Here is a 21,550-nt window from a genome sequence, read left to right on the forward strand (position 1 = left end):
CTTCCCCCCTCCTCCCTGTAGCCGTCTACACTCGAAACATTCCCCCGAGCCATAACGAGACCGTTATGCCCAGACTGCCGACCGTGTTTTTTTTGCTGTCGCTGATGACCTGGACCGCAACGGCTGGCGCGCTGACTCTCACTGACGATGAACGTAGCTGGCTGGCGGCTCACCCGGAATTGCGCCTGGGTGTCGATGCGTCGTGGCCGCCCTTCGAGTTTCGTGACGATGGGGGCCGCTACCAGGGCCTTGCCGCGGATTACATCGAGGTCATCCGCAAAAGGCTGGCAACCCGGCTCACGCCCATCGAGCCGGTGAGCTGGACCGCCGTCCTGGAACAAGCCAAAAAGGGCAAACTGGACCTGCTGCCGGGCATCATGTCGACCCCGGAACGCCAGAAATACCTGTCGTTCACTCGCCCCTATCTGGATTTTCCGATTGTCATCCTGGCCCATGTCGGCGGCCCCCAGCCACATAACCTGCAAGACTTGTACGGCCTGAAAATCGCCGTGGTGGAAAACTACGCCCCCCACGAGCTGCTGCGCAGCCACCATCCCGACTTGAACCTGGTGGCGGTGCCCAACGTCAGCTCGGCGCTACAGGCGCTGGCCACCGACGAAGTGGACGCCGTGGTGGGCGATCTGGCTTCCAGCGTCTGGGGACTGCGCCAACTCAAGCTCGATGGGTTGTATGTCAGCGGTGAAACCCCCTATCGCTATCAACTGGCCATGGCTGTACCCCGCGACAACAAGATGCTGGTCGGCATTCTCGACAAAGTCCTGGCAGACATGAGCCCCGCTGAAATCAGCGCCATTCAGGAGCATTGGGTCGGCAACGTCCTCGATCATCGAACGTTCTGGAATGACCTGCTGGTGTATGGCCTGCCCGGATTGCTGCTGCTGACTACCGTGCTGGCGGTGGTTATCCGCATCAACCGCCGCCTGAGCTCGGAAATCGCCCGCCGGGTCAACCTTGAACAGGAACTGCGCAGCAGCGAATACCACTACCGCGGCCTGGTGGAGAGCCTGTCGGCCATCGCCTGGGAAGCAAAAGTCACCGACTTCACCTACAGCTATGTATCGCCCCACGCCGAAGACCTTCTCGGTTATCCCCTGTCCCATTGGCTGATTCCGGGTTTCTGGCGCAACATCATTCACCCCGCCGACCTGACCCGCGCCCAGACCTTCTGCGATCACGAAGTGCTGGCCGGGCGCGATCACCGCCTCGATTACCGGGTGATCACCGCCGATGGCCGCTGCCTGTGGGTGCGCGATATCGTCAGCCTGATCGAACACGGGCATGAGCCGGTGCTGCGCGGGTTGATGATCGATATCACCGACGCCAAGCGCACCGAGGAAGCGCTACGCCTGTCGGAGCAGAAATTCGCTTCCGTGTTCCAGCAATGCCCGGACATGCTGGTGATCGCGCGCCTGAGCGACGGCTGCCTGCTGGAAGTCAACGAAGCGTTCGAAGAACAGATCGGCCTCAAGGCCGAGGACGTCATTGGCCAGACCGCCACCAACCTGAACATCTGGGGGATTCCCGGTGTTGGGCCAGGCCTGTTGCAACGCTTGCAGGCCGGCAGCATCCGCAACCTGGAGATGCCCTTTCGTCGCAGCAACGGCCAGGTGTTTACCGGCCTGATCTCTGCCGAACCGTTCAACCTCGACATGACACCGGCGCTGGTGGTCGTAGTGCGGGACATCACCCAGCTCAAGGAAACCCAGCAACAGCTGCAAACTTCCGAAGAAAAATTCGCCAAGGCCTTCCACGCCTCTCCCGACGGTTTGCTGCTGTCTCGGCAAAGTGATGGCTTGCTGCTGGAGGTCAACGATGGTTTTAGCCGCATCACCGGGTTCAACAGTGCCATGTCGGTGGATCGTTCGGCGCTGGACCTGGGAATCTGGGTCAACCTCAATGAACGCAAGCAAATGCTCGACCTGCTGCACCGCGACGGCTTTGTCCGCGACTTCAGCTGCCATATCCGCCGCAGCGACGGGCAGATCCGCCTCTGTGAAGTGTCCAGCCGTCCGCTGCCGATTGGCGATGAAGACTGCATGCTGACCATCGCCCGGGACATCACCGAGCGGCACCTGATGCAGGAAAAACTGCAACAGGCCGCCACTGTGTTCGAAAGCACTGCCGAAGGCGTGTTGATCACCGATACCCAACAGCACATCAGCGCGGTCAACCGTGCGTTCACCGAAATCACCGGTTACAGCGAAAACGAAGCCCTGGGCCACACGCCACGCCTGCTCGCCTCAGGCCTGCATGACAGCGCGTTCTACGCGGCCATGTGGCATCAATTGACCGCCGAAGGTCATTGGCAGGGCGAGATTTCCAATCGGCGCAAGAATGGCGAGCTGTACCCGAGCTGGCTGACTATCAGCGCCGTGCGCAACCGCGACAAGTTCATCACCCACTTTGTCGCGGTGTTCGCCGACATTTCCAGTCTCAAACATGCCCAGGCCAAACTCGACTACCAGGCGCACCACGACCCACTGACCGGCCTGCCGAACCGCACGCTGTTCGAAAGCCGCCTGCTGACGGCGCTCAACAACCAACAGGAAAACGGCGGCCAGGGCGCCGTGCTGTTCCTCGACCTTGACCGCTTCAAGCACATCAACGACAGCCTCGGCCACCCGGTCGGCGACCTGCTGCTCAAGGGTATTGCCGTACGTCTCAAGGAGCAGTTGCGTGACATCGACACCGTGGCGCGCCTGGGTGGTGACGAATTCATCATTCTATTGCCGGGCCTGCAACAATCCAGCGATGCCGACCACATCGCCACCAAATTGCTCAATTGTTTCGCCGCGCCGTTCCAGGCCGGCGAACACGAGTTTTTCATCAGCGCCAGTATCGGCACCAGCCTCTATCCGAAGGATGGCTGCGACGTTGCCACACTGATCAAGAACGCCGACGCCGCGATGTACCGCTCCAAGGCCAAGGGCCGCAACCGCGTCGAAAGCTACACCCGCGACCTCACCGCCCAGGCCAGCGAACGCGTGGCGCTGGAACACGAACTGCGCCGCGCCATCGAACGCAACGAGTTGCACCTGTGCTACCAACCGAAAATCAGCCTCGCGGACTACAGCCTGGTCGGCGCCGAAGCCCTGATCCGTTGGCGCCATCCGACCTTTGGCGACGTGCCGCGGGAACACTTCATCCCGTTGGCGGAAGAAAACGGCATGATCCTGCAAATCGGCGACTGGGTCCTGGAAACCGCCTGCCGGCAGATGGCCGAATGGCACCGGCTGTACGACAGTCCCGGCCCGCTGTCGGTCAACCTTGCCGGCGCCCAATTACGTCAACCCAATCTGCTGGGCCGTATCGAACAGTTGCTCAAGGACAACGGCCTCAACCCCGGTTTCCTGCAACTGGAAATCACCGAAAACTTCATCATGAGCCAGGCCGAAGAAGCGCTGGCGGTGCTGCATCAACTCAAAAAACTGGGCGTGCAACTGGCCATCGATGACTTCGGTACCGGTTACTCGTCCCTGAGCTACCTCAAGCGCCTGCCACTGGACATCCTCAAGATCGACCAGTCCTTCGTCCGCGGCCTGCCGGACGATCCCCACGATGCGGCGATCGTACGCGCCATCATCGCGCTCGGACGCAGCATGCCATTCACCGTGATTGCCGAAGGGGTCGAGACACTGGCGCAACAGCAATTCCTCGCTGCCGAGGGCTGTGAACAAATCCAGGGCTACATCGTCAGCCTGCCCCTGCCCCCCGACGAATTTGCCGCGACATTTCTTCGTACAAACGTAATGGCTTTTTCAGATGGCACAGCCGCGAAACCGTCGTTATAATCCGCGGCCTACTGAGGGCCTATAGCTCAGTTGGTTAGAGCAGAGGACTCATAATCCTTTGGTCCACGGTTCAAGTCCGTGTGGGCCCACCAAACAAGAAAGCCGCGCAATGCGCGGCTTTTTCGTGTCTGACGTTTAGTTTTGTTTACTTATGGTCTCGCTTTATCGGATGACGCCCGCAGACCTTGTAGGCAAACTCCGAATCTTGCTTTTGGGCACTTTGATGCCTTGTTGCGCTTTTCTTCGACGGGATAGTCTCTGGACGTCGCTGACCATTCAGCGATCGGGCTTGGAAACCCGTCGGATCAAAGCGCAGCAGTATCTACCACTACTCCAGTCGTTTTTTACGACTGCGAAACTGTGTTATGGCAGCTGTGCGTGGGACGCTTTCGGGCGTGCCGGTTTCCTTGATCCCCGGTTTTCCAACCTGCGTACAGCTGCCACCCATTCGCTTGGAAACGAACGTGGCCGCTCCTTGGATTAAGGAGTTACATCATGAGCAAACCCATTTCGTCCGATCCTTCACAACTGAAAACCGTCGGCTTCACCCCCTTCCTCTATCTCTCGGACCAACCCCTGTTCCACGTCTGCCGCAACGTCCCCATCGCCGACGCTCTGGCCCAAGCCTCTGACCTGCTGTTCCTCGCCAAGTCCCTCACCGTGGACGCCGCCTACGCCCAAGACTCCGACCGCCACGCCAGGGCCGCGCACTATCTAACGACGATGAGCAAAGCGGTGATTGATGATGTGGTGAAGGTGCTGACGCGAAGGCCTGTTCAATCGAGAACGGATGCAGATCAATAGAACACTGTTCACAGGACCGGAAAATTCCCAAAAAGGGACCGAGAATTCCCTTTTGGGGACTGATAGAGCCAGCCTCTTCGGGCTTTCGTTATTTCCAGTGCTGAACGACATCACTGCAACTGTCAGTTCAAACACGCAGCGAAGGGATAGCCTGGACTGCCCGCAGCCGCTCCAGCATCTGCCCCGTCAACACGACCTCATACATATCCGCCGCCCGCCCCCACTGCTCCACGATGACCATGCCGTCCACCAGCGCCCCCGCCAATTCGGCAATCGTCTCGGCCTGATCCTCTATGATTTTTTGCGTCCGATCCCACACCCGATCAGTCATCGCTTTGAGCTGYGCCGTTATGCGTTCAGACGACGCTGGATCGGTATCGGGACAGGCGATGTTGCGCAGCAGATGCTGAAGCTCCCTGATTTTTGCGTAATCCTGTTCCGCCCCCTGCTCGCCTTTGAGGATGGCGGCGGCTTTGGGCTTATCGACGCGTTTTGCGGCTGAAGGTTTTGATGGCAGGGTCTGCGCCATTGCGCCAGCCAGGAGCACCATCATCCGGGCTTCCAGATGTTCCTTCATGGCTTCCATCGACGAAATTGGGCGCACCAACGTAATCGAGGCCCCTCCCTGGTGCCGCAAATCCTTGGTCACTGTCAGCGTCACGCCGCCCGTTTCAAATCCCAGGGCGCGGGCYACCACGTAGTGCCCCATTTCGTGATGGGCGATCTGCAATGCACGGTCCCGTACAGCAGCAGGTAGCTTTGTTGTCATGTCCTTGGCCTCTCGCCCTCGACTGCATCAATCTTAGTCGTTTGCCCACTCTCTTTCGGCCACAAGCGTCGCGTCGAACGAGCCTGTAACATGCTGGACCATTGATTCACGCCTCTGGAGCCACGCCGTTGCCCGACACTCGCCCCCCTGTTCTCGATGAAATCGACCGCCAATTGATTGCCGCCCTACAGATCAACGCCCGCGAGAGCGTGGCCATGCTTGCCCGGCAACTGGGCATCGCCCGTACCACGGTCACTTCGCGCCTGGCGCGGCTGGAAAAGGCCAAAGTGATCACCGGCTACGGTGTGCGCCTCGGTCAGCGGGTGGTGGATGGCGGGTTGCAGGCGTATGTCGGGATCACTGTGCAACCGCGTTCCGGCAAGGAGGTGTTGCGACGCCTGAGCGCGATGGCGCAGGTGCAGCAGTTGTGTGCGGTGAGTGGTGAATTTGATTATGTGGCGTGGTTGCGCACCGATTCACCGGAGCAACTGGATCAATTGCTGGATCAGATTGGCAGCGTGGACGGGGTGGAGAAGACCACGACCTCGATCATCTTGAGCAGCAAGATTGATCGGGGGCAGCCGGTTTGAGATTCCAATTCAGGTTTAATGGGTGTCTGAACTGACGTCATCGCGAGCAGGCTCGCTCCTACAGTGGTCAGTGTGTATATCAAGTTAGTCATATCGACCAATAAAATGGCAAAATGACGACACTTTGCGTCTTATTAACGTGTTCTGTGCTCTCTAGAATGGCTGGCATCTTTTCCTATACTCAGATGCGCATTCCGCGTCGGGTCGCCAGCAAGGTCAGCCATGAACAAGAACAATCGCCATCCTGCAGACGGTAAGAAACCAGTCACCATTTTCGGCCCGGATTTTCCTTTCGCCTTCGACGACTGGATCGAACACCCGGCCGGGCTGGGCAGCATTCCTGAGCATAGTCACGGTGCCGAAGTGGCGATTGTCGGCGGCGGGATCGCCGGCCTGGTAGCGGCGTATGAGCTGATGAAGCTGGGCCTGAAACCGGTCGTCTACGAAGCTTCGAAAATGGGCGGCCGCCTGCGTTCCCAGGCGTTCAATGGCGCCGAAGGCATCGTTGCCGAACTGGGCGGGATGCGCTTCCCGGTGTCGTCCACCGCGTTTTATCACTACGTCGACAAACTGGGTCTGGAAACCAAACCTTTCCCTAACCCGCTGACGCCCGCGTCGGGCAGCACGGTGATCGACCTCGAAGGTCAGACCCATTACGCACAGAAGCTGTCGGACCTTCCTGCGCTGTTCCAGGAAGTGGCTGACGCCTGGGCCGATGCCCTGGAAGCCGGTTCGCAGTTCTCCGATATCCAGCAAGCCATTCGTGATCGTGATGTTCCACGCCTGAAAGAGCTGTGGAACACCCTGGTGCCGCTGTGGGACGACCGCACCTTCTACGATTTCGTCGCCACCTCCAAGGCCTTCGCCAAGCTCTCGTTCCATCACCGCGAAGTGTTCGGCCAGGTCGGTTTCGGTACCGGCGGCTGGGACTCGGACTTCCCCAACTCGATGCTGGAAATTTTCCGCGTGGTGATGACCAACTGCGACGACCATCAGCATCTGGTGGTCGGCGGTGTGGAACAGGTGCCACAGGGCATCTGGCGCCATGTGCCGGAACGTTGCGCGCATTGGCCGGCCGGCACCAGCCTCAGTTCCCTGCACAACGGCGCACCACGTACCGGTGTGAAGAAAATTGCCCACGCACCGGGCGGCCGTTTCGCCGTCACCGACAACTGGGGCGACACACGCGAATACGCCGCAGTGCTAACCACTTGCCAGAGCTGGCTGCTGACCACCCAGATCGAATGCGACGAAACCCTGTTCTCGCAAAAAATGTGGATGGCCCTGGACCGCACCCGCTACATGCAGTCGTCGAAGACTTTCGTGATGGTCGACCGCCCGTTCTGGAAAGACAAAGATCCGGAAACCGGCCGCGACCTGATGAGCATGACCCTCACCGATCGTTTGACCCGCGGCACTTATTTGTTCGACAACGGCGACGACAAACCGGGAGTGATTTGCCTGTCGTACTCGTGGATGAGCGACGCCCTGAAGATGCTGCCGCAGCCGGTGGAAAAACGCGTGAAGCTGGCGCTGGATGCGTTGAAGAAGATCTACCCGAAAGTCGACATCGCCGCGCGGATCATCGGCGATCCGATCACCGTGTCCTGGGAAGCCGACCCACATTTCCTCGGTGCATTCAAAGGCGCCCTGCCCGGCCATTACCGCTACAACCAGCGTATGTACGCACACTTCATGCAGGACGACATGCCAGCCGAACAACGCGGGATTTTCATCGCCGGCGACGATGTTTCGTGGACGCCGGCCTGGGTCGAAGGCGCGGTGCAGACGTCGCTCAATGCGGTGTGGGGCATCATGAAACACTTCGGCGGTGCAACTCACGCCGAGAATCCGGGTCCAGGAGATGTGTTCAACGAGATCGGACCGATCGCCCTGCCCGAGTAAGAGGAATCCGAAATGCGCGTAGCCCTTTACCAATGTCCACCGCTGCCTCTGGATGTCGCCGGCAACCTGCAACGCTTGCAGCAGCTTGCGCTGGAGGCAAAAGGCGCCGACCTGCTGGTGCTGCCGGAGATGTTCCTGACCGGCTACAACATCGGCGTCGATGCCGTCAGCGTGTTGGCGGAGGTGTACAACGGTGAGTCGGCGCAGCAGATCGCGCGCATTGCCAAGGCAGCCGGGATCGCCATCCTGTATGGCTACCCGGAGCGCACCGCCGACGGGCAGATCTACAACGCCGTGCAGTTGATCGATGCCAATGGCGAGCGCGTCTGCAACTACCGCAAAACTCACTTGTTCGGCGACCTCGATCACTCGATGTTCAGCGCCGGCTCAGACGAGTTTCCCATCGTTGAGCTCAACGGCTGGAAGCTCGGTTTCCTGATCTGCTACGACCTGGAATTTCCGGAAAATGCCCGACGCCTGGCCCTGGCCGGTGCCGAGCTGATCCTGGTGCCGACCGCCAACATGATTCCCTACGACTTCATCGCTGACGTCACCGTCCGCGCCCGGGCCTTTGAGAACCAGTGCTACGTGGCCTACGCCAACTACTGCGGCAGCGAAGGCGACATTCATTATTGCGGCCAGAGCAGCATCGCCGCACCGGATGGCAGCCGTATCGCCCAGGCGGGTCTGGATGAGGCGCTGATCGTCGGCGAGCTGGATCGCCAGTTGATGCTCGACTCCCGCGCCGCCAATCGCTATTTCCTCGATCGCCGCCCTGAGCTTTACGGCAACCTGAACAAGCGCTAGTCCACTGTAATCCGCTAGCATTGGCACTTCACTGTTCTGGAAGTGCCCATGCCCGCGCTGAATCAACCTCGCCCCCCTACGGAAACCCTGGCCAACGGCCTGCGGGTGACGCTGCGTCATGCCCCGAACCTGAAGCGTTGCGCGGCGGCGTTGCGCGTGGCTGCCGGCAGCCATGATGTGCCGCTGGCCTGGCCCGGTCTGGCGCATTTTCTTGAGCATTTGTTGTTTCTGGGGACTGAGCGATTTCCTGCGGGCCAAGGGCTGATGGCCTACGTCCAGGGGCATGGCGGGCAAGTGAATGCGCGGACCAGCGAACGCACCACGGACTACTTTTTTGAACTGCCACCCCAAGCGTTTACCGGTGGGCTTGAGCGTCTGTCAGACATGCTCGCCCATCCACGCATGAACCCGGACGATCAACAGCGGGAACGGGAAGTGCTGCAGGCGGAATTTATCGCCTGGTCGCAGGATCCGGTGGCGCAACAACAGCGGGCATTGTTCGATGGGCTTTCTGAGGCTCATCCGCTTCGAGGTTTCCATGCTGGCAATCGCGACAGCCTCCCGGTGTCGCAACCCGAATTTCAGCAGGTATTGCAGGATTTTTATCAGCGGTTTTACCAGACCGGGCAGATGACCTTGAGCCTGGCCGGGCCACAGAGCCTCGATGAACTAAGAGGTTTGGCCGAAACATTTGCCAGCGTCATTGCCGGCGGTGAAAAGGCCACGCAACAATCCCCGGCACCGCTGATGGCGACCTCAAACGCCAGTTATCAACAGGCTGGCGAGCGCCGACTGGATTTGCTGTTTGCCCTCGAAGCGCTACCCGACTCCGCCGCCGAAGCACTGGGTTTTCTGTGTCACTGGCTGAATGCCGAGAAACCGGGCGGTTTGCTGGCGGATTTGCGTGTGCGTGGATTGGCCGAAAAACTGAAGGCCGAGTCGCTGTATCAATTCGCCGGGCAAGCCTTGCTGCACTTGGCGTTCACATTGCCCGCCAACTCTTTGGCAACCGGGATTCGCGAGCGGCTGATGGATTGGCTGGGCTTCTTCGCCAGGCAAGACTGGAGCCGATTGCGCGAAGAATACGCAACCCTGCTCCAGCGCCAACAGCAAGTCAGCAGCGCCTTGCAACTGGCCCGACTGGACAGCGAACAACGCGAAGTCGGGTTATCTGACCAAGGCGTTACAGCCCTCAAGCAAGTCCTCAAACAAATCGGCGCTGTGGATAACTTCAGCGGCCGCTGGCAATTGCCAGCACCCAACCCGTTCTTGCCCTGCGAAGCACCGCCAGCCAACGCCGGATTGATTCGCGGCCAGACCAGCGCCCACCGTGGCCTGCGCACTTTTGCCCAGGATCGCTCGCGCAGCCGTCGTGAACGTTCGCCGATGCAATTCAGCCAGGCATGGCCGGACAACGGTGCTGAAGGTGCGATTTATCTGCGCTGGCGCCTAGGTTCGACTCCCGGCAGCCACCTTCAATCACAGCTGGAAAACCACCTGCAACCATTGCGCGAAGACGCGCGTCAGGCCGGCGTAGATGTTTCCTTCAGTGCGTCGGGCAACGAATGGCTGCTGAAACTGAGCGGGCTTCAGGAGCCGATGCCCGGCGTCCTGGAGCATGCGCTGAAAGAACTGACAAAACCTGATGCCGCTGTCTCACAAGCCGAATCGACCAGTGTTGCGTTGATACCGATTCGACAACTGCTCAAAACATTGCCCGATCACTGCCTCGAGCACAGCGCGAGCTCGGATGACCTGCAGCAACTCTGGTCGAGTGCGCGATGGGATGGGTTGGCCATCGGGTTATCGGCTCAGACTCAAGCGGCCATGGGCCTGGCCTTGAGCCGCATACCCGGCACGCCGGACAATCAACTGACGCAGCCCTCTTCGATCCTCGCACAGCATCTGTGGAGCACTGTCGATACCGCCTCCAGCGAGCACGCGTTGCTGCTGTTCTGTCCGACAGCCACCCAGGAAATGGCCGACGAAGCCGCGTGGCGTTTGCTCGCTCACCTCTCACAGACGCCGTTCTACCAGCGCCTGCGGGTGGAGCTGCAACTCGGCTATGCGGTGTTCAGCGCCCTGCGGCAGATTCACGGCCAAACCGGGCTGCTGTTCGGCGTGCAATCGCCAAGCGCTGCACCAACGGCGTTGCTGCAACACATCGAGCAATTCCTGAATCGATTGCCGGAGCTGATCCACGCGCTCGACGACACCACCTTCAATGCTCAACGCCAGGCTCTGGCGGATCAATTTTCCAGCGCCGCGCTCACCACGAGCCAAGCGGCCGAATTGCTTTGGCAGGGCAAGTTGGGCGGCCGCTCGTCGGATTATCTGACGCAATTACCCGAGGCAATCCTGCTGATCGACCGCGCCGAACTGCTGGCCGCCGCACAGCGATTGAATCAGGCCGAGGGCGGCTGGCTGAGCCTGGCCAACAGCCCTGCACCCGGCACTCCCTGGCGAGCGACAAAATGATCATTACCGGGGCTGTAAGGAGCTTTCTCAAAGTTTCACGGACAATCCCTTTGAAATTTTGAGTAACATTGCCACCTAACTATCTGGAACATCTCTGATTTGAGGTGGACTATACCTATAGATAGCGCTGTCCCACCCCACTTGAAGGAGTTCAATCTATGGCCTGGACCAAACCTGCCTACACCGACCTGCGTATCGGCTTTGAAGTCACCATGTACTTCGCCAGCCGCTAATCTGCCTTGGCGGACTGCAGCTAACGCCTCGGTTATCCCGAGGCGTTTTATTTTCAGCGTTGAAATGATGGAGCGTCCATGTTTGTCCAGATTCTAGGTTCCGCTGCCGGCGGCGGCTTCCCCCAGTGGAACTGCAACTGTGTGAACTGCGCAGGCTTTCGTGACGGCAGCCTGCGGGCCAAGGCGCGGACGCAATCGTCCATCGCGATTTCCGATGACGGCGTGAACTGGGTGCTGTGCAACACCTCCCCGGACATTCGCGCCCAACTCCAGAGCTTCGCCCCGATGCAGCCGGGCCGCGCCCTGCGCGATACCGGGATCGGCGCGATCATCCTGATGGACAGCCAGATCGACCACACCACCGGCCTGCTCATGCTGCGCGAGGGATGCCCGCATCAGGTCTGGTGTACCGACATGGTCCACGAGGACCTGAGCACTGGTTTCCCACTGTTCAACATGCTGACTCACTGGAACGGCGGGCTGAACTGGAACCGTATCGAACTCGATCAAAGCTTCACCATTCCCGCCTGCCCGAACCTGCGCTTCACCCCGCTGCCTTTGCGCAGTGCCGCGCCGCCGTACTCGCCGCACCGCTTCGACCCGCATCCGGGCGACAACATTGGCCTGATCGTCGAAGACCTCGGCACCGGCGGCAAGCTGTTCTATGCGCCGGGCCTGGGCAAGGTGGATGCAGAGCTTCTGGAAATCATGGCTGGCAGCGATTGCCTGCTGGTCGACGGCACGCTGTGGGATGACGATGAAATGCAGCGGCGTGGCGTAGGCACCCGCACCGGTCGCGAGATGGGCCACCTGGCGCAGAACGGCCCTGGCGGCATGCTCGAAGTGCTGGAACAACTGCCCGAGCAGCGCAAGGTGCTTATCCACATCAACAACACCAACCCGATTCTTGATGAGGACTCGCCGGAGCGCACGGAGCTGGATCGGCGCCAGGTGGAAGTGGCGTATGACGGCATGAGTATTGTTTTGTAAGTAGTCGAGACCGCTGCGCGGTCTATCGCGAGCAAGCTCGCTCCCACAGTTGACCGCATTCCCCTGTGGGAGCGAGCTTGCTCGCGATGAGGCCGGCACAAGCACTACACCTCTACGGTTGTTCCCCGGAGAACCGCAATGACCGACACCCCAATGTCCCCCGCCGAATTCGAAGCGGCCCTGCGCGCCAAGGGCGCCTATTACCACATCCATCACCCCTATCACGTGGCGATGTATGAAGGTCGGGCCACCCGCGAACAAATCCAGGGCTGGGTCGCCAACCGTTTCTACTATCAGGTGAACATCCCCCTGAAGGACGCGGCTATCCTCGCCAACTGCCCTGACCGCGAGATCCGCCGCGAGTGGATTCAGCGCCTGCTCGACCACGACGGTGCGCCCGGTGAAGACGGCGGCATCGAAGCCTGGCTGCGCCTGGGCCAGGCCGTGGGCCTCGACCCCGACCAACTGCGTTCCCAGGAGCTGGTGCTGCCCGGCGTACGCTTCGCCGTGGACGCCTATGTCAATTTCGCCCGCCGCGCCAGTTGGCAGGAAGCCGCGAGCAGCTCGCTGACCGAACTGTTCGCCCCGCAGATCCACCAATCGCGCCTGGACAGTTGGCCCCAGCATTACCCATGGATCGACCCGGCCGGCTACGAGTATTTCCGCACGCGCCTGGGTCAGGCACGGCGTGATGTCGAGCATGGTCTGGCGATCACGTTGCAGCACTACACTACTCGTGAAGGCCAGGAGCGCATGCTGGAAATTCTCCAGTTCAAACTGGACATTCTTTGGAGCATGCTCGATGCCATGAGCATGGCCTACGAACTGAAACGCCCGCCGTATCACAGCGTGACCGGAGAACGGGTCTGGCACAAAGGAATCACCTTATGAGTTTCGATCGCAGCAAGACCCCGACCTGGCGTCCCGGCTACCGTTTCCAGTACGAACCGGCACAAAAAGGCCACGTACTGCTGTACCCGGAAGGCATGATCAAGCTCAACGAAAGTGCCGCGCTGATCGGTGGTTTGATTGATGGTGAGCGAGACGTGGCAGCCATCATCGCCGAGCTCGACCAACAGTTCCCCGGCGTGCCCGAGCTTGGTGACGACATCGAGCAATTCATGGAGGTTGCCCGTGCGCAACACTGGATCGAACTTGCCTGATTCATCGGTGCAAGTGCCGCCCAAACCTGAAATCGGCTTGCCGCTGTGGCTGCTGGCCGAGCTGACGTACCGCTGCCCGCTGCAATGCCCGTACTGCTCCAATCCGCTGGATTTCGCCGAACAAGGCAAGGAGCTGAGCACCGAACAGTGGATCAAGGTGTTCCGCGAAGCGCGGGAAATGGGTGCCGCGCAACTGGGCTTTTCCGGTGGCGAGCCGCTGGTGCGCCAGGACCTTGCCGAGTTGATTGGTGAAGCCCGCAAACTGGGTTTCTACACCAACCTGATCACCTCCGGCATCGGCCTGACCGAGCAAAAAATCAGCGACTTCAAGAAGGCCGGTCTCGATCACATCCAGATCAGCTTCCAGGCCAGCGACGAACAGGTGAACAATCTGCTGGCCGGGTCGAAAAAGGCCTTTGCGCAGAAACTGGAAATGGCCCGGGCAGTGAAGGCCCACGGTTATCCGATGGTGCTGAATTTCGTGACCCATCGGCACAACATCGACCAGATCGACCGCATCATCGAGCTGTGCATCGCTCTGGAAGCGGACTTTGTCGAGCTCGCCACTTGCCAGTTCTACGGCTGGGCGCAACTCAATCGCGTTGGGCTATTGCCGACCAAAGAACAACTGGTGCGCGCCGAACGCATTACCAACGAATACCGCGCCAAACTCGAAGCCGAAGGGCATCCGTGCAAGTTGATTTTCGTCACCCCGGACTATTACGAAGAACGCCCAAAAGCCTGCATGAATGGCTGGGGCAGTATTTTTCTGACGGTCACCCCAGACGGAACCGCCTTGCCCTGCCACGGTGCCCGACAGATGCCGGTGCAGTTTCCCAACGTGCGCGACCACAGCATGCAACACATCTGGTACGACTCGTTCGGCTTCAACCGCTTTCGCGGTTATGACTGGATGCCCGAGCCGTGCCGCTCCTGTGACGAGAAAGAAAAAGACTTCGGCGGCTGCCGCTGCCAGGCGTTCATGCTCACCGGTGATGCCAGCAACGCCGACCCGGTGTGCAGCAAGTCGCCACAACACGGCGTGATCCTCAAGGCTCGCGAAGAAGCCGGGCACGCTACCCAGACCATCGACCAACTGGCCTTTCGCAATGAACGAAACTCACGCCTCATCGCCAAAAGCTGAACCTTTCAGCGCTGCCAAAGCCGTGGCCGCCGGTATCGACTTTGCCGAACTGCAGGTCGGTCGACAGGGCCTGTTCTGGAACGAGTACCGACCCGAAGACGCGGCGTGCCGGATCTGGCATTGGCGTGACGGTGCAGCGAAATGCCTGACGCCACTGGGGTTCAGCGTGCGCAGTCGGGTGTACGAATATGGCGGCGGCGCGTTTTGCCTGACGGACGACGGTATCGTTTTCGTCAACGAGGCAGACCAGCAACTGTATCGGCAATCACTGCAAGGCGAAGCGCCCGAAAGGCTGACGTCCAGTGCGTGCCGTTATGGTGATTTACAGTTCGCCAACGGGCAGGTGCTGGCGGTCGAGGAACTTCGCGATCAACACCGACTGGTGGCGATCGATCTGTTCGATGGCGCACGTCACCTGCTGGCCGAGGGTGCTGACTTCTACGCGGCACCGACGCTGAGCCCTGATGCCCGGCGCCTGGCCTGGATCGAATGGAGTCGTCCGGATCAGCCATGGACAACGACCCGCTTGATGGTTGCCGAACGCCTCGCCACTGGCGGGCTTGCCGAAGCTCGTTGTGTGGCGGGCGAAGGCGCGCAAGAGTCTGTGCAACAACCGCGGTTTGATGCCAACGGTCGCTTGTATTGCCTGACCGATCGCGCCGGTTTCTGGCAGCCATGGATGGAATCTGAAAAAGGCCTGAGCCCATTGCCAAGCGCCGCCGCCGACCATGGCCCCGCGCCCTGGCAACTCGGTGGCAGCACCTGGTTGCCGCTGGGCAACGACAGCTATCTGGCCAGTTGGACCGAAGGCGGGTTTGGCCGATTGGGCATAGGCGGCGATTCCAGCGCCGACTTCACCGGCGACTACAGCCGCTTCCGCCATCTCGCCGTGGATAAGCAGTTCATCTATTGCATCGCGGCGTCGCCCGTCAGTTCAACCGCCGTCATCGCCATCGACCGCCAGAGCCGGCAAGTGCAAGTGCTGGCCGGCGGCATCGCACCGCTTGCTCCCGAACAGATCAGCCGCCCGCAAACCTTGCGCTACCCAAGTGGCTCAGGCGAAGCACACGGCTTCTTCTACCCGGCGATGACCGGCGCGGCGAAACCGCCATTGGTGGTGTTCGTCCATGGTGGCCCGACTTCGGCGTGTTACCCGATGTTCGATCCGCGTATCCAGTATTGGGCACAGCGGGGCTTCGCTGTGGCCGACCTCAACTATCGCGGCAGCAGCGGTTATGGCAGGGACTATCGTCAGGCGCTGCATTTGAGCTGGGGTGATGTGGATGTCGAAGACGCTTGCGCGGTGGTCAGCCATCTCGCCGAACGTGGCTTGATCGATGGCGACAAAGCGTTCATCCGCGGCGGCAGTGCTGGCGGTTACACCACCCTTTGCGCCTTGGCATTTCACAACGTGTTCCGCGCCGGCGCCAGTCTGTATGGGGTCAGCGATCCGGTGGCGCTGGGGCGCACGACCCACAAATTCGAAAGTGATTATCTGGATTGGTTGATCGGCGATCCTCTGCGGGATGCCGAACGCTACGCGGCCCGCACGCCGCTGCTGCATACCGGCAACATCCGCGTGCCAGTGATCTTCTTTCAAGGAGAACTGGATGCCGTGGTCGTCCCGCAGCAGACCCGCGACATGGTCGCGGCGCTGCAGGACAACGGCATCCTGGTCGAAGCGCATTACTATGCAGACGAACGCCACGGTTTTCGCAAGGCCGGTAACCAGGCCCATGCGCTGGAGCAGGAGTGGTTGTTTTATCGGCGGGTGATGGAGCACGCCAGCTGAAATCGGCGGTATTCCAATCGCTGGCAAACCAGCTCCTACAGAACCGTGATCTCCCGTAGGAGCTGGCTTGCCAGCGAAAGCGATCTATCTAACGCCGCAAAAATTCAGCGCTTGGCGATGATGTACACCGCATGCACGATCCCCGGAATGTAACCGCACAACGTCAGCAGAATATTCAGCCAGAACGCCCCGCCGAATCCTACTTGCAGAAACACACCCAGTGGCGGCAACAGGATGGCGATGATGATGCGAATAAAGTCCATGGGACAGCTCCTGATTGGGGTGGACTCGTTCGAGCCCTACAGCTAATCGACCTGTGCCGTTTGTCAGGGTTCAGTCCCTCTATTCCCAAGCTCCGCCCCTTCGTTGAGTTTCGCAGACAAAAAAACGCCCCACGCCAAAAGTATCGGGCGTGGGGCGTGCGTATTACCGCGAGACGGTTCTGGAATGTGTGCAGGGCGCGTCTGATCAGACGGCAATCCCTTTGCGGCACTGCAATTGCGCGGTGCGTACTCGGGAGAAGGCGCGCGCCAGGCGCAGGAGCATTTCATCGATATTGGCGTTGCTGACATTCAGCGCTGGGGTAAAGCGCAGGCAGTCGGGTTGCGGGGCATTGAGCAGCAAGCCTTCGTACAGTGCGGCCTTGACCACCGCGTCAGCGGAATCGTCCGACAGCGTCAGCCCCCAAAGCAGCCCTTGTCCGCGCAACTCGCCGTGATCGTAACGATTGGCCAACCGCTCCAAGCCTTCACGCAGGTGTTGACCGGCTTCTGCGACGTGCTTGAGGAAAGCCTTGTCTTGCACGGTATCGAGCACCGAGAGTCCCGCCGCGGCCATCAACGCATTACCGTGATGAGTGCCTGTCACCTCGCCAATGTCGAAACAGCAAGCCTTGCCCCGCGCCAGCAGCGCGGCCAATGGCACGCCGCCGCCCAACCCTTTGCCGAGCACGACGATATCCGCCGTTACACCGAAGATCTGTTCCGCGAGCAAGGTGCCACAACGGCCGATGCCGGTTTGCACTTCGTCGAAGATCAGCAAAATGCCGAGTTCACGGCACAAGCGTTCGACGCCCTTGAGGTAGTGCGCGGTGGCCGGGATCACGCCGGCTTCGTTCTGGATCGGCTCGAGCATGATCGCTACGGTCCGTTCATCCACGGCCGCATGCAACGCTGGCAGGTCATTGAAAGGAACACGACTGAAGCCTGGCAATTGCGGCTCGAATCGGTTGGTCAGTGTCGAACTGTCCGACGCAGAAATCGTCCCCATGCTGCGGCCATGGCAACCGTTGTTGGCCACAATGATTCGCGACGCACCGCCGCGATGCTGTTGCCCCCATTTGCGCGCCAGTTTGATCGCCGCCTCACAGGCTTCGCTGCCGGTATTGAGCAGGTAGGCCTGATCACTGCCGGTGCTGGCACACAAACGTTCGGCGAGGCTGAGCATGCCGCGGTTGTGCAGGCCGAAACCCGGATTGATCAGCGACTGAGCCTGTGCAGTGATTGCGTTGACCAGAACCGAAGGACTATGACCAAGGCTGTTGGCCCCGCCGCCCTGGGAAAAATCCAGGTACGCACGGTCATCGCTGTCCCACAACCATGAACCCTGGCCACGCACAAACACCTGTTTCGGCCGCTCGACACTGGGCATCAAGTACTCGCTGGAAAGGTTATCGCCTTGGGATGGCAGGGAGGCGTCCATGACCAGATCATCAAGACTGGGAGGACTGCGGCGCAGACTGAACAGATTCATCTGAAAAAACCTCTGATGAGGTTTTTTGCCTTACCTATGTAAATACCATCGAAGCAAAGGGTATTCATCGCGCTCTGTGGCCCTGTAAGCCCTGTAAATGCGGTTAGACTAGGCTCAGGCGAGGTGTTCAGCCATTTCGATTTCCCAGCATTTTCGATAAGTATTACTTATGGATTTCAAACAACTGCGTTATTTCGTCGCGGTCTATGAAGAAGGCCACGTGGGCCGGGCCGCCGAGCGCCTGTCCATCTCCCAGCCGGCGCTGTCCCAGCAAATCCGCCACCTCGAGCAAAACCTCGATGTGGGCCTGTTCGAGCGCAGCAGCAAGCGCCTGTTGCCGACCCTCGCGGCCCACACGCTGTACAACCACGCCCTGCCTTTGCTCGATGGCCTGCAACGGGCACGGGAAGCGCTCGGCAACTTCAAAGGTCAGGCGCTACGCACCCTGGCCATCGGTGTATTGCAGACGGTGCATACCAGCCTCGTTCCGCAGATGCTCGAACGGGTGCGCAAGGCGCAGCCGCATCTGGTGGTGCAGATCTATGAACTGACCGGGCTGGAAATCGAGCGGCGACTGCTCAACGGTTCTCTGGATATCGGCATCGGCTACCTGCCGCCCCGCCAGCCTGGCTTGCATGGCGTGATGCTGTACGAAGATGAACTGACACTGGTCATCCCGGCAGAGCATCCGCTGCGTGAATTCAAGAAAGTGTCCATGAGTCAGGCCGCCGAACTGCCGATGTTGCTGCTGGGCGAGGAATTTCAGATCAGGCAGATCTGGCAGGCACAGCTGACAAGCCTGGGACGTCGCCCACAGGTGCAAGCCGAACTGAACAACATGGCCGGCATCCTCGACAGCCTGCCGCACACGCGCCTGGCGACGGTGCTGCCCGGACGCTCGCAAAAGATTCATGGCAACCACGAACTGCTGTGGAAACCCCTGAGCGAACCACGAGTGCCGCTGAAAGTCGGTTTGGTGTGTCGGGATGTGCAACGGCAGCAGGCCTCGCTGGCTTTGCTGCGGACATTGCTGGAAGAGGTGATAAACGGCCCGGATGGGCGCTTGAACAGCGCGCAGGCTCTGGATGGGCGGGGCTAGAAACTTTTCTTTGGGCAAAAGAAAACCCCGCCGAAGCGGGGCTTTGCAGACTGTTTCCCTGACATCCATTTCACTCCGCCGTCCTGGCAGAATCCTACGTGTCCCTGTTGTTGCTTTGCGCTTCCTGCGCTACGTCCATGAGAAGTAGATTAGCTGTGGATCCAATTTGTATCTATGGGAGAACAGCAGCACGTTATGTAAGAGAATGCTTACATAACGTTACTTCATCAGAATTGTCCTGCATCCAGCAGGAACAACGATTCGCTACCGGCCTTCACCGACGCGCTCAAGGAGTGAATGCGCGGCAGCAGGCGGGCAAAATAGAACCGCGCCGTGCCCAGTTTGCTGGCATAGAAATCGTCTTGCGCTTCCTTGCCGAAAGCCGCCTTGGCCATCAGAGCCCACATGTAGGCGTACGCCACGTAACCGAAAACCTGCAGATACTCGACCGACGCCGCGCCGATTTCGTTCGGATTGCTCTTCGCACGGTCAAGCAACCACGCGGTCAGTTCATCGAGGGTGGTCACTGCGTCGTTCAGTGGCTTGGTGAACTCGGCGAGGTCCGTGCTGGCGGTCGCCGTGAAGTGACGAATCTCGTCGGCGAACAGGTTGTAGAACGCCCCGCCGCTACCCACGATCTTGCGCCCGACCAGGTCCAGTGCCTGAATGCCGTTGGTGCCTTCATAGATCTGGGTGATGCGCACGTCGCGCACCAGTTGCTCCTGGCCCCACTCACGGATGTAACCGTGGCCGCCAAAGACTTGCTGGCCGTGTACGGTGGTTTCCAGGCCGAGGTCAGTCAGGAACGCCTTGGCCACCGGGGTGAGCAACGCAACCAGGTCTTCCGCACGCTTGCGGGTGGCGGCATCTTCGCTGAACTTGGCGGTGTCCAGTTGCATCGCCACGTAGGTGGAGAACGCACGACCACCTTCGTTCGAGGCCTTCATGGTCAGCAGCATGCGACGCACGTCCGGGTGGACGATGATCGGGTCAGCCACTTTGTCCTTGTTCTGCGCGCCAGTTGGCGCACGGCTTTGCAGACGGTCACGGGCGTATTCCACGGCGTTCTGGTACGAACGCTCGCCAGTGGCCAGGCCCTGGATACCGACGCCCAGTCGCTCGTAGTTCATCATGGTGAACATCGCCGCCAGGCCTTTGTTTGGCTCGCCGACCAGGTAACCCACGGCTTCATCGAAGTTCATCACGCAGGTCGCGGACGCCTGGATGCCCATCTTGTGCTCGATCGAACCGCAGTTGGCCGGGTTGCGCGCGCCCAGGCTGCCATCGGCATTGACCATGAACTTGGGTACCAGGAACAGCGAAATGCCTTTCGGCCCCGCCGGTGCATCCGGCAGCTTGGCCAGCACCAGATGGATGATGTTTTCGGTCAGGTCGTGTTCGCCACCGGTGATGAAGATCTTGGTGCCGCTGACCTTGTAGGAACCGTCGGCCTGAGGCTCGGCCTTGGTACGGATGATCCCAAGGTCAGTACCAGCGTGTGGCTCGGTCAGGCACATGGAACCGGCCCAGATGCCGGCGTACATGTTCGGCAGGTACGCGGCTTTCAGCGCTTCGCTGGCGTGGGCGTTGATCGACAGGCAAGCGCCGGCGGTCAGCATCGGATACAGACCGAATGACAGGCTGGCGGAGTTGACCATTTCTTCGACTTGGGCCGAAACGGCTTTGGGCATGCCCATGCCGCCGTAGGACGGATCGCCACCGACACCGACCCAGCCGCCTTCAGCATAGGTCTGATAGGCCTGTGGGAAACCTGCCGGCGTGGTGACGGCACCGTCCGCCCAATGGCAACCTTCTTCGTCAGCGGCACGGCTCAGCGGTGCGATGCTTTTACTGGTGACTTTGCCGGCTTCTTCCAGGATGGCTTCGAGCGTTTCTGCATCGATGGTTTCAGCCAGTGCAGGCAGTTCGGCCCAGAGTTTGGCGACCTCGAAAACTTCATTGAGGACGAAGCGCATATCGCGCAGGGGCGCTTTGTAGTCAGCCATGGCAAACCTCGCAAGATCTATACAGGTAATTCACAGGAAGAGTGTTTTCGTTGGGTCGGAGTGTACCTCAACAACTTTTGCGACACATAGGGTCAGTCTGTGACGTTTTTGTTATTTTTAGTCACGCCAAAAAGATCGCAGCCTCCGGCAGCTCCTACGCCAATTAAGGTAGGAGCTGCCGAAGGCTGCGATCTTTTAAGGATTGA

17 protein-coding genes and 1 tRNA gene are annotated in these 21,550 nt (G+C 60.0%); 14 read left to right on the forward strand and 4 right to left on the reverse strand.

The genetic code is table 11. From position 1 onward, the window contains the following. Positions 1-65 precede the first annotated feature (65 nt). The 3 genes from AC1DXW_RS04190 (at position 66) to AC1DXW_RS04200 (ending at position 4,616) form a co-directional block, all read left to right on the forward strand. Positions 66-3,812 (forward strand): bifunctional diguanylate cyclase/phosphodiesterase, encoded by a 3,747-nt coding sequence (locus AC1DXW_RS04190; RefSeq protein ID WP_477759785.1) that lies wholly within the window; start codon positions 66-68, stop codon positions 3,810-3,812. 15 nt (positions 3,813-3,827) lie between these two features. Beyond that, a tRNA-Ile gene (locus AC1DXW_RS04195) sits at positions 3,828-3,904 on the forward strand. A gap of 403 nt (positions 3,905-4,307) precedes the next feature. Next, complete coding sequence (locus AC1DXW_RS04200; RefSeq protein ID WP_477755091.1) at positions 4,308-4,616, forward strand: DUF3077 domain-containing protein; 309 nt, start codon at positions 4,308-4,310, stop codon at positions 4,614-4,616. 127 nt (positions 4,617-4,743) lie between these two features. Here AC1DXW_RS04200 and AC1DXW_RS04205 read toward each other — a convergent pair whose 3' ends face one another. After that, positions 4,744-5,385: a zinc metalloprotease gene (locus AC1DXW_RS04205; protein WP_477755090.1), complete on the reverse strand. Its 642-nt coding sequence runs from the start codon at positions 5,383-5,385 to the stop codon at positions 4,744-4,746. A 128-nt stretch (positions 5,386-5,513) separates the two neighbouring features. On the opposite strand from AC1DXW_RS04205, the gene AC1DXW_RS04210 reads away from it, so the two are divergent. From AC1DXW_RS04210 to AC1DXW_RS04255, 10 genes are all read left to right on the forward strand, one after another. After that, a complete protein-coding gene (locus AC1DXW_RS04210; RefSeq protein ID WP_007980298.1) occupies positions 5,514-5,975 on the forward strand; it encodes an Lrp/AsnC family transcriptional regulator in 462 nt (153 codons plus the stop codon). Between the two features lie 222 nt (positions 5,976-6,197). Further along, the gene (locus tag AC1DXW_RS04215; protein WP_477755089.1) at positions 6,198-7,880 is read left to right on the forward strand and encodes a flavin monoamine oxidase family protein; all 1,683 of its coding nucleotides are present in this window, start codon (positions 6,198-6,200) and stop codon (positions 7,878-7,880) included. Positions 7,881-7,892: 12 nt separating this feature from the next. After that, entirely contained in the window at positions 7,893-8,687 is a 795-nt protein-coding gene (locus AC1DXW_RS04220) for a carbon-nitrogen hydrolase family protein (RefSeq protein WP_477755088.1), read from the forward strand. Positions 8,688-8,735: 48 nt separating this feature from the next. Beyond that, positions 8,736-11,165, forward strand: a complete 2,430-nt coding sequence (gene pqqF / locus AC1DXW_RS04225) for a pyrroloquinoline quinone biosynthesis protein PqqF (RefSeq protein WP_477755087.1) — start codon at positions 8,736-8,738, stop codon at positions 11,163-11,165. 158 nt (positions 11,166-11,323) lie between these two features. Next, positions 11,324-11,398: a pyrroloquinoline quinone precursor peptide PqqA gene (pqqA, locus tag AC1DXW_RS04230; protein ID WP_003444522.1), complete on the forward strand. Its 75-nt coding sequence runs from the start codon at positions 11,324-11,326 to the stop codon at positions 11,396-11,398. A gap of 78 nt (positions 11,399-11,476) precedes the next feature. Next, positions 11,477-12,388: a pyrroloquinoline quinone biosynthesis protein PqqB gene (gene pqqB / locus AC1DXW_RS04235; RefSeq protein ID WP_477755086.1), complete on the forward strand. Its 912-nt coding sequence runs from the start codon at positions 11,477-11,479 to the stop codon at positions 12,386-12,388. A gap of 138 nt (positions 12,389-12,526) precedes the next feature. Further along, positions 12,527-13,279, forward strand: a complete 753-nt coding sequence (gene pqqC, locus AC1DXW_RS04240) for a pyrroloquinoline-quinone synthase PqqC (protein ID WP_007993179.1) — start codon at positions 12,527-12,529, stop codon at positions 13,277-13,279. Beyond that, entirely contained in the window at positions 13,276-13,551 is a 276-nt protein-coding gene (gene pqqD, locus AC1DXW_RS04245; RefSeq protein ID WP_008051583.1) for a pyrroloquinoline quinone biosynthesis peptide chaperone PqqD, read from the forward strand. Before pqqC ends, pqqD begins: the two co-directional genes overlap by 4 nt. Further along, positions 13,523-14,695 (forward strand): pyrroloquinoline quinone biosynthesis protein PqqE, encoded by a 1,173-nt coding sequence (pqqE, locus tag AC1DXW_RS04250; RefSeq protein ID WP_477755085.1) that lies wholly within the window; start codon positions 13,523-13,525, stop codon positions 14,693-14,695. The genes pqqD and pqqE overlap by 29 nt, the downstream gene beginning before the upstream one ends. Further along, on the forward strand, positions 14,661-16,487 hold the full coding sequence (locus AC1DXW_RS04255; RefSeq protein ID WP_477755084.1) for a S9 family peptidase: 1,827 nt from the start codon (positions 14,661-14,663) through the stop codon (positions 16,485-16,487). Before pqqE ends, AC1DXW_RS04255 begins: the two co-directional genes overlap by 35 nt. A 104-nt stretch (positions 16,488-16,591) precedes the next feature. Here AC1DXW_RS04255 and AC1DXW_RS04260 read toward each other — a convergent pair whose 3' ends face one another. Both AC1DXW_RS04260 and AC1DXW_RS04265 read right to left on the reverse strand, forming a co-directional pair. Then, a complete protein-coding gene (locus AC1DXW_RS04260; protein ID WP_003228885.1) occupies positions 16,592-16,750 on the reverse strand; it encodes a YqaE/Pmp3 family membrane protein in 159 nt (52 codons plus the stop codon). 205 nt (positions 16,751-16,955) lie between these two features. Next, positions 16,956-18,239, reverse strand: coding sequence for an aspartate aminotransferase family protein (locus AC1DXW_RS04265; RefSeq protein ID WP_477759786.1), 1,284 nt, complete (start codon positions 18,237-18,239; stop codon positions 16,956-16,958). A 169-nt stretch (positions 18,240-18,408) separates the two neighbouring features. On the opposite strand from AC1DXW_RS04265, the gene AC1DXW_RS04270 reads away from it, so the two are divergent. Continuing rightward, a complete protein-coding gene (locus AC1DXW_RS04270; RefSeq protein WP_477753011.1) occupies positions 18,409-19,338 on the forward strand; it encodes a LysR family transcriptional regulator in 930 nt (309 codons plus the stop codon). A 227-nt stretch (positions 19,339-19,565) separates the two neighbouring features. Here AC1DXW_RS04270 and AC1DXW_RS04275 read toward each other — a convergent pair whose 3' ends face one another. After that, on the reverse strand, positions 19,566-21,344 hold the full coding sequence (locus AC1DXW_RS04275; RefSeq protein ID WP_477753012.1) for an acyl-CoA dehydrogenase C-terminal domain-containing protein: 1,779 nt from the start codon (positions 21,342-21,344) through the stop codon (positions 19,566-19,568). Positions 21,345-21,550 lie beyond the last annotated feature (206 nt).

The sequence above is a fragment of the Pseudomonas sp. P4_C4 genome (genome assembly GCF_056402055.1).

What these genes read in the sequence shown, in the direction of transcription:
- AC1DXW_RS04260 (WP_003228885.1), bottom strand. Translation starts at nt 16,750, where the DNA reads ATGGACTTTATTCGCATCATCATCGCCATCCTGTTGCCGCCACTGGGT.
- AC1DXW_RS04265 (WP_477759786.1), bottom strand. Translation starts at nt 18,239, where the DNA reads ATGAATCTGTTCAGTCTGCGCCGCAGTCCTCCCAGTCTTGATGATCTG.
- AC1DXW_RS04220 (WP_477755088.1), top strand. Translation starts at nt 7,893, where the DNA reads ATGCGCGTAGCCCTTTACCAATGTCCACCGCTGCCTCTGGATGTCGCC.
- pqqD (WP_008051583.1), top strand. Translation starts at nt 13,276, where the DNA reads ATGAGTTTCGATCGCAGCAAGACCCCGACCTGGCGTCCCGGCTACCGT.
- pqqF (WP_477755087.1), top strand. Translation starts at nt 8,736, where the DNA reads ATGCCCGCGCTGAATCAACCTCGCCCCCCTACGGAAACCCTGGCCAAC.
- AC1DXW_RS04275 (WP_477753012.1), bottom strand. Translation starts at nt 21,344, where the DNA reads ATGGCTGACTACAAAGCGCCCCTGCGCGATATGCGCTTCGTCCTCAAT.
- AC1DXW_RS04255 (WP_477755084.1), top strand. Translation starts at nt 14,661, where the DNA reads ATGAACGAAACTCACGCCTCATCGCCAAAAGCTGAACCTTTCAGCGCT.
- AC1DXW_RS04200 (WP_477755091.1), top strand. Translation starts at nt 4,308, where the DNA reads ATGAGCAAACCCATTTCGTCCGATCCTTCACAACTGAAAACCGTCGGC.
- AC1DXW_RS04270 (WP_477753011.1), top strand. Translation starts at nt 18,409, where the DNA reads ATGGATTTCAAACAACTGCGTTATTTCGTCGCGGTCTATGAAGAAGGC.
- AC1DXW_RS04215 (WP_477755089.1), top strand. Translation starts at nt 6,198, where the DNA reads ATGAACAAGAACAATCGCCATCCTGCAGACGGTAAGAAACCAGTCACC.
- pqqC (WP_007993179.1), top strand. Translation starts at nt 12,527, where the DNA reads ATGACCGACACCCCAATGTCCCCCGCCGAATTCGAAGCGGCCCTGCGC.
- pqqB (WP_477755086.1), top strand. Translation starts at nt 11,477, where the DNA reads ATGTTTGTCCAGATTCTAGGTTCCGCTGCCGGCGGCGGCTTCCCCCAG.
- AC1DXW_RS04190 (WP_477759785.1), top strand. Translation starts at nt 66, where the DNA reads ATGCCCAGACTGCCGACCGTGTTTTTTTTGCTGTCGCTGATGACCTGG.